Here is a 2,466-nt window from a genome sequence, read left to right on the forward strand (position 1 = left end):
CAGCGCCGGATGAGAGTTCTGATCCGAATATTCGGTGATGAGCTTCAGCGTGAGCTGGTCGGTCGGCTTCGCCAGCAACGTGCCGCGCACCATGACGTCGCGGCTGCCGCCGAGGCGCTTGCCATCATAGTTCCGAGCCCACCCGCCATAGTCGGAATAGCCCACCGCAAGCCTGGCAAGCAGCCGGCCCTCGTGATCGAGCGGGCCGGAAAGAGCGCCGCGCACGCGAAAATCGTGATAGCTGCCGGCGCTGCCGTCGATGTAGCCATAGAAGTCTTCGGTCGGCGCCGCCGACTTCAGAAGCACCGCGCCGGCCGAGGAATTGCGGCCGTAAAGGGTGCCCTGCGGCCCCCGCAGCACCTCGATGCTGTCGACATCGACGAGATCGAGCGAGGAATAGCGCGGACGGCTGACGACGGCGCCATCGAAATAGACGGCGACCGGCTCATCGGCGAAGACGTTGCCGCCGCCGTTCGCCCCGCCCACGCCCCTGAGGCTGATCGGCGCCGCGCCGTAATTGGAGTTCGCCGCCACCGAGAAGCTGGGCACCGCGGCGCTGAGATCCTCGAGCGAGCGGACATGGGCCTGCTGCAAGGCCTCGCCGCTGACCGCCGACACCGCAATCGGCACGTCCTGAAGCCGCTGCGTTCGGAACTGGGCCGTGACCACGATTTCATCAGTGACTTGCGCAGCCCCGGCGCCGTCAGTCGCTCCAGGCGGCGCAGCCGACGTCTGGACCTGCGCCTGCGCCACGCCGGCGCACAGCAACGCCGCCCCAGCCACAGACGTGGCCAGGCTAATCTTCCTAAGCATTTCGCTTCCCCCTATTGTTTTGCAGTCAGGCCTATTTCTGGCCGGCTGCGCTCAAGCTGAATTCAGCCCGCTTCGTTCCAGATCCCCCATTGGTCGAGAACGTCGAGGGTGATGGCGATGTGGTCCGCCATCATGCCGACGGCGACCTCGACGTCCCGGGCCAGCACCGCCTCGACAAGGTCGACGTGCTCGCGTTCGTGGACCTTGAAGTCTATCGGAATGCGGTACAGCAGCTGGCGATAGCGCGCGTGCTGCACCAGCAGACGTTCCTGGATTTGCTCGATCCGCGGCGATCCGCTGCCGGCGATGAGCGCGCGATGCAGTCCGTCATGCGCCGCCTGCCAGGCCTGGAGGCGTTCGGGATTGGACGTGTCGAGGCTTCGGCTGGTCTGTCGATAGGTGTGCAGCGCAGACACCAGCATGGCTTCCCATGCGAGGTCGCCTCGCTCCATTGCGCGGCGGAGCGCCGCCGTCTCTATCGCCCCCCGGGCGAACGCGATGTCAGCCAGATCGTCCCGCGTCAGCGCAGGAACCCGAAATCCCTTGTTGCTCTCCAGGCTGACCAGCCCTTCGGCATAGAGACGCGACAGCGCTTCCCGCACCGGCGACAAGCCGGCGCCATAGCGCTCCGCCAGCATTTCCATCCGCAGACGGCCGCCCGGCGGATGGACGCCGTTCACCAGGTCGGCCCGCAGCGCGAGTTCTACGTTGTCGGCGAGTGTCGTCACAGATCCTACCCTTTATCGAACAATGGCAAGATATTCGAAAATCTGCAAGCGCACAATGAAAGGCTTCGCTGGATCGCTCGCTCAGGCGGGCGCCGGAACGCCGGCGAGATCCGGCCGGTTCAGGCCAGTTCGCGAAACGCCGTGCGGGGGGAGCAGCCGTAGGCGCGCCGGAAAACGCGCGCGAAGTGGCTGCTGCTGAGGAAGCCACAGGCCACGGCGACCTCGGTGACGGTCAGGCCCGTGGTGCGCAGCAGCCGCCGCGCATGTTCCAGCCGGATCCGGAGGTAGACTTCGGCGAGGCCGCCGCCCAGGTGGGTCCGGAAGAGCCGCTCGAGCTGGCGCACGGAGACGCCCGCGGCATGGGCGAGAGCGTCGCGCGGACGGGGAGTCTCGATGGCGGCCTCCATCTCGCCGAGCGCGCGCAGCAGGCCCGCGTGCCGCACGCCGTAACGCTCGCGCAGGCCGGGACGCTGGGCCCCGTCCCCGCGCCGCGGCTCGGTGCGGATGAACCACTCGCCGACGCGTCCGGCGAGCGCGCGGCCATGGTCGGTCTCGATCAGCTCGAGGGCGAGATCGAGGCCCGCCGTACCGCCGGCGCAGGTCATCCGCCCCCGGTCCATGACGTACAGGCCGCCTTCCAGCGTCACGTCCGCGAAGTGCTCGCGAAAGTCGTCGGCGTGTTCCCAGTGGATGGTCGCGCGGCGGCCTGCGAGCAGGCCGGCGCGGGCCAGGACATACGGTCCGCCCGAGACGCCGCCGAGCGCGATCCCCCGCCCCGCCATGCGGCGCAGCCAGGCAAAGGTCGCCGGATCCTTGAACGTCGCCGGATCGCCGCCGGCAAAGACGAACAGCATGTCCGGCTCCAGGGCGTTGCCGACCTGGCGCTCGCACATCAGGGTCGCGCCGTTCGAGGCGGTGGCGCTGG

3 protein-coding genes are annotated in these 2,466 nt (G+C 68.4%); all 3 read right to left on the reverse strand.

All coding sequences use genetic code 11. The features are described 5' to 3' along the window. Positions 1 to 768: TonB-dependent receptor (locus tag VJS38_RS04595; RefSeq protein WP_324086973.1), on the reverse strand; the 768-nt coding region annotated here is incomplete at its 3' end. Between the two features lie 107 nt (positions 769 to 875). Continuing rightward, a complete protein-coding gene (locus VJS38_RS04600) occupies positions 876 to 1,541 on the reverse strand; it encodes a GntR family transcriptional regulator (RefSeq protein ID WP_324086974.1) in 666 nt (221 codons plus the stop codon). A 119-nt stretch (positions 1,542 to 1,660) separates the two neighbouring features. Continuing rightward, on the reverse strand, positions 1,661 to 2,466 hold an 806-nt coding region (locus VJS38_RS04605; protein ID WP_324086975.1), incomplete at its 5' end, for a GlxA family transcriptional regulator.

It is taken from the genome of Phenylobacterium sp., from assembly GCF_035276905.1.
In the GTDB taxonomy this organism is placed as follows: domain Bacteria; phylum Pseudomonadota; class Alphaproteobacteria; order Caulobacterales; family Caulobacteraceae; genus Phenylobacterium.